The organism is uncultured Brachyspira sp. (genome assembly GCF_944390845.1).
Lineage (GTDB): Bacteria > Spirochaetota > Brachyspiria > Brachyspirales > Brachyspiraceae > Brachyspira > Brachyspira pulli.
This window is the reverse complement of the sequence record NZ_CALXRM010000120.1, coordinates 1-5,500: the sequence shown is the minus strand read 5'-3', so window position 1 is coordinate 5,500 and position 5,500 is coordinate 1. Positions and strand designations below refer to the sequence as shown.

Genomic DNA, 5,500 nt, shown 5'->3' with positions numbered 1-5,500 from the left:
TTTATAGCAATTTAAATTATAAGGAATACCTTCTTTTTTTAAAATAAAAGTGTGCAATATCTATGGCTCTTAAACAATATTTCTAAATAGTTTATATTTACTTTATAAAAATTTTATTCTATAATTGTTTTTACAAATATTAACGGAAGTGTTCTTTTTATGAAGCAGATAAAAATATATAAATTATTTTCTATAATAGTATTCTATAAAAAATATAAGATTCCCGAGTGTATTCTTATTCTGTAGGCAGTTCGTCTATATAAAAAACATCTTAAATTTAATCTAATAAATTTACCATTTTTTAACATAATCATTGGAGAAGCATCATGAAAAAAATATTATCTATTTTATTATTTTCATTTTTATTAATAATATCTTGCTCAAAAAATAAAGAAGATGCAGGATTATTAATAAATATAGGACCAGAACCAAAAACATTAGATCCAACATATACAGAAACTTACGACGGTTCCGCTTATATAGCACATACATTTGAAGGATTAACTTCAAGAGATAAAGACGATAAACTAATACCTGCAGTAGCAGAAAGCTGGGAAATAAGCGAAGACTATAAAACATATACATTTCATTTAAGAACAAACGCTAAATGGCATGATGGTGTTTCTGTAACTGCAAATGATTTTGTATATGCTTGGAGGAGAGCTGTTGATCCTAAAGTTGCAAGTTCTGTAAGCTATCAATTAAACCCAATAAAAAATGCTGCTAAAATAATTAATAGTGAATTGCCTATTGAAGAATTAGGAGTAAAGGCATTAGATGATTATACTTTAGAAGTTGTATTAGAAAGTCCTACGACATATTTCTTGGATTTACTTGCTATTACAATATATAGTCCTCTTAGAGAAGATATAATAAGTGAATATGGAGATTCCTGGACTCAGAAAAAATATATAGGAAACGGCCCTTATTATTTAAGTAAACATATTAATAATGATAAATTAGTTATGATAAAAAGCACTAATTATTGGGACAATCAAAATATTAAAGCTGAAAAATTAACTTTTGCTCTTTTGGATAATCCTAATACTATCATATCTTCTATAGAAAATAGAACTTTATTATTTGGAAGCAATCCTCCATTACAGGATATACCAAAATTAACAGAGGAAGGATATATTGATTATGTGCCTTTACTTGCAATTTATTTTTTATCAGTTAATAGTACAAATGAAGTATTAAAAGATAAAAGAGTAAGAAAAGCTCTTTCACTTTCAATAGACAGAAACTATATTGTAAAAAATGTTACTAAAGGTGCTGAAACTCCTGCTGCCGCTTTGGTTCCTCCTCCAGTATATGATATAGAAGGTTCATTCAGAGAAAAAGGCGGAGATTATTTCAGTGTCAAAGAAGAAGACTATTCAAAAAACATTGATGAAGCAAAAAGACTTTTAGCTGAAGCAGGTTATCCGGACGGAAAAAATTTTCCTGTTATAGAATTTACTGTTGAATCAGAAAGTTCAAAAAATATATTCGAAGCTATACAGCAAATGTGGAAAGAAAATTTAAATATCGATGCTGTAGTTAATCAATTGGAATGGGGAGTATTCATGCAGACAACAAGAGGAGATAAAAATTTCCAAATAGCACGTTCCGGCTGGATGGGAGATTATAATGATCCTATGACTTTTTTGGATACTTTTTTAAGCTACAGTCCTCAAAATACTGGAAGCTATTATAATAAAGAATACGAAGAATTAATAAAATCAGCTTTAACTAATGGAGATAAAGTTTCAAGAATGAGTACATTACATAAGGCTGAAGATGTATTAATGGAAGATATGCCTTTCATACCATTATACTTTTACAGCAGAGTAATACTTGTAAGACCAGAATTAAAAGGAGTTATGATAAGTGCAGTTATACCTCCAAGATTCTTTAATTGCTATGTTGAAAAATAATTAAAATATAATTGAAAAATAAATAAACAAATAAAAATTTGAGTATCTAGTAATATACAAAATTGCTTACTAGATACTCAATTTTTTATTATTGATAATTATAATTACTATTTAGTATTTTTTATTAATATAAAATATAGTATACTATACAAAAATTATTAAAAATAATACTTAATTTTTGTTAATAATAACTAAACATAATATTACTTTTTACAATTCATAATGTTTTCTATATTATGAAGTAATATTGCTTCTATACAAAAACAATTAATTTGTTTTTAATTTTTATTAAGGAAATAAATTATGAATAAAAATTTAAATACCATCAATAATATAGATGATATCAAAAATATGATAAGAGATAAATTTAAACTTTCTCTATATGAAGAAGCAATAGAAATACTTGATGAAGCATTAGAAAAAAATTATATAGACAGTGAAATATATTATATAAGAGGAATGGCAAAACAGGAATTAAAACTATATGACGGTGCTATAGATGATTATAATAAATCAATAGAGATCAATCCTTATGATGAAAAAGTTTATTATGTAAGAGGATCATCAAAATTTCAATTAGGATTATTTGAAGAATCTATTAGAGATTATAATAAATTTATAGACAAAAATCCTTATTATGTATGGGCCTATAATGACAGAAGAAATGCTAAATATAGTTTAGGTTTATATATTGAAGCTATAGAAGATTATGACAAAGCTATAGAATTGAATCCTAATAATGAATTAGCTTATCATAATAGAGGAAATGCTAAATATAATATAGGACTTTATAATGAAGCTATAATTGATTATAATAAAGTCATAGAGCTTAATCCTAATGCTAATATATCATACTGCATAAAAAATAGTTAATTGAAAAATTATAATTATTTATGATGGGGGTAAATAATGAAAAAATTTATTATTATTATGTTAAGTACGCTTTTACTATTATCATGCGGAGGAAAAAGCGGATCAAGTAATAATATAAATTTCACAACTCAAAGTGCTGTACCCCCACCTAGCCCAATGCTTGAAGAAGATGCTGTTGTTACTGATAGTGTAAATTACACTTCAGAAAGCAATATAGAAAGAAAATTAATAGTAACTGTTGATATAAGAATTAATTCAAAAGATGTAGAAAAAAGTTATAAGTCAATAGAAAATAAAGTTAAAGAATACAATGGATATTTTGATAATGTAGAATCTTCAAAAAATAGATATTACCTTACAATAAGAATACCAAAAGATAATTTAAATAATTTTATATCCTTTATGGAAGAAAGTGAAAAAATAGAAAATAAAAATATTAACACTCAAGATGTTACCGATACATATTACGATACCGATAACAGAATAAAAAACAGAGAAGTGCTTTTAGAAAAACTAAGAAATTATTTAAAAGAAGCAAAAAATATTGATGAAATATTAAAAATTGAAGATAGAATTAATACTTTAACTTATGAAATAGAAAGAATGAAAGGAAATCTTCAAAATTTACAGTCATCTATAGACTATTCAAGAGTTACTGTTAATATACAAAATCAAGAAGCTATAAAAAGCAATACAAATATATATAACAAATATTTAAATCTAATATCATTCTTAAAAGAATTTTTCTCAGGTATAATATTCTTTATAGTAGGCTTTGTAGCTGTTGGAATACCTATAGTATTAATATTAGCACTATTTTACTATATTTGTTTCGGAAAAATAGGTTTAATAAAGAAATTATACAAAAAAATCAAGTAAATTACATATACCCTAATTCTGTATTATAAAAAATTGAATTTTTTTATCAATTTTTATTTTTTTCGGGAACTTTTCTATCAAGTTAGCGTCTAACATAGCATAATAAAAACAAAAATACCAGTAAATAAAAAAGGAGAAAACATATGAAAAAAGGTATTATAATTTTTGTTTCAATTGCAATAATGTTATTCGCTTCTGTTAGCTTATTTGCTCAATACGGCAGAGGTTACGGAAATGGAATGAGTTATGGTAGAGGATATGGAAGAGGTTACGGCAGAGGCTGTAATTACGGAAGATCCTATAATACAGGCTATAATTCTGAATACAGAAATTATAAAGGATATTACAATAATTATAATGGTTGTTACTACAGCACTTATAATAAATAAGCATAAAAATAATAAAAATGTTATAAAAAAGGAGAAAACAATATGAAAAACAAAATTAACAAAAAGGTAGTAATATTAATATCAATAGCTATAATGGTACTTGGTTCTGCATCAGTATTTGCTCAATACGGCAGAGGTTATGGAAATGGAATGGGTTATGGCAGAGGCTGCGGATATGGTTATGATAGAGGATACGGACATCATGGCAGAGGTTATGGAAACGGAATGGGTTACGGCAGAGGCTGCGGATATGGTTATGGCAGAGGATATGGATATTATAACAACAATCTTACTCAAGAACAAATAGATGAAATTAGAGCTATACATGATAAATATTTTCCTCAAATGGATACTTTAAGAAGAGAAATATTCAATCAAAATGAAACTATAGCTGTAGAAATGAGAAAAGAAAATCCAGATCAAAATGCTATAAATGCTGCAATAGATGCTAGAAGTAAAGCTTCTGCAGATTTATCAAAATTGAGAACTCAATGTTATTTAGAGATAGACAAAGTTTACCAAAATAAATAATTTTTTAATCGCTCAACTTTAATCCCCCACATAATAGTAAAATATTATGTGGGTATTTTTATTTTTTATTATTTATTCTGTTTTATAAAAATATAATGGTTAAGGAGGATAATTATGAAAATATTATTTATACTTTTAAGTGTTTCAGCAATGGCTTTTTCACAATACTATTACAGTCCAACACCTAAAGTTGGAAATGTAAAACCATTTATAGCACCAAAAACAAGAACTGCTATACCTGTTTATCCTTATAAAAATGATCTTACAACACCAAGATACGGCAATCCAGGATACACTAAATCATACTACAGAAATGGAAGGTTTCATTATTTCGGAAGCGGATATATGAGCTATATGGAAAGACAAAAATTAAGAGCCATAGACGGAAGATATTCTCCAAGATACAGAATGTTAGAAAATCAAATGAGAGTTAACAACTCAGCAATAAAATCTCAAATGCATCAGAAAAATCCAAACAACAATGCTATAAATAGTGCTGTTAATGATAATTTTAGAATAGAAATGGAAATGCAGATGATTAGAACTTTAAGAGAATTAGATATAAACAGACATTTTAAATAATTTTAATTATTTAAGTATATACCTAAACAAATATATTTTGTCAAAAATAAATTTACATTTTTGCTTTTATATCTGGGGCTTTGCCCCAGACCCCACTTCTTTTGTTGCCACAAAGAAGCAAAAAGGCTACATTTGGGCTTTAATTAATAAATTATTTTACATGTAAGACAATTTTAGTATGATTTAGTACTAATTCTATCCTTGCACTTTTTGCAACTTTTTGCGGCGGTAAAAAGTTGACTAAAAAAAATGACAAACTCTAAAATTTTTAGTATATACCTAAACAACTATATTTTGTCAAAAATAAATTTATATTTTTGTTTTTAT

Annotated in this window: 6 protein-coding genes; all 6 read left to right on the top strand. The window is 26.1% G+C overall.

The features are described from left to right. Positions 1-326 precede the first annotated feature (326 nt). The 6 genes from Q0K52_RS14510 to Q0K52_RS14485 all read left to right on the top strand — a co-directional run bounded on the left by Q0K52_RS14510 (position 327) and on the right by Q0K52_RS14485 (position 5,173). Complete coding sequence (locus Q0K52_RS14510; protein WP_297300597.1) at positions 327-1,919, top strand: peptide ABC transporter substrate-binding protein; 1,593 nt, start codon at positions 327-329, stop codon at positions 1,917-1,919. Positions 1,920-2,222: 303 nt separating this feature from the next. Next, on the top strand, positions 2,223-2,792 hold the full coding sequence (locus Q0K52_RS14505; RefSeq protein ID WP_297300596.1) for a tetratricopeptide repeat protein: 570 nt from the start codon (positions 2,223-2,225) through the stop codon (positions 2,790-2,792). A 36-nt stretch (positions 2,793-2,828) separates the two neighbouring features. Next, on the top strand, positions 2,829-3,671 hold the full coding sequence (locus tag Q0K52_RS14500) for a DUF4349 domain-containing protein (RefSeq protein WP_297300595.1): 843 nt from the start codon (positions 2,829-2,831) through the stop codon (positions 3,669-3,671). Positions 3,672-3,814: 143 nt separating this feature from the next. Next, positions 3,815-4,060 (top strand): hypothetical protein, encoded by a 246-nt coding sequence (locus Q0K52_RS14495; RefSeq protein WP_297300594.1) that lies wholly within the window; start codon positions 3,815-3,817, stop codon positions 4,058-4,060. Positions 4,061-4,102: 42 nt separating this feature from the next. After that, complete coding sequence (locus Q0K52_RS14490; protein WP_297300593.1) at positions 4,103-4,591, top strand: periplasmic heavy metal sensor; 489 nt, start codon at positions 4,103-4,105, stop codon at positions 4,589-4,591. Between the two features lie 114 nt (positions 4,592-4,705). Further along, on the top strand, positions 4,706-5,173 hold the full coding sequence (locus tag Q0K52_RS14485; protein ID WP_297300592.1) for a hypothetical protein: 468 nt from the start codon (positions 4,706-4,708) through the stop codon (positions 5,171-5,173). Positions 5,174-5,500: the final 327 nt, after the last annotated feature.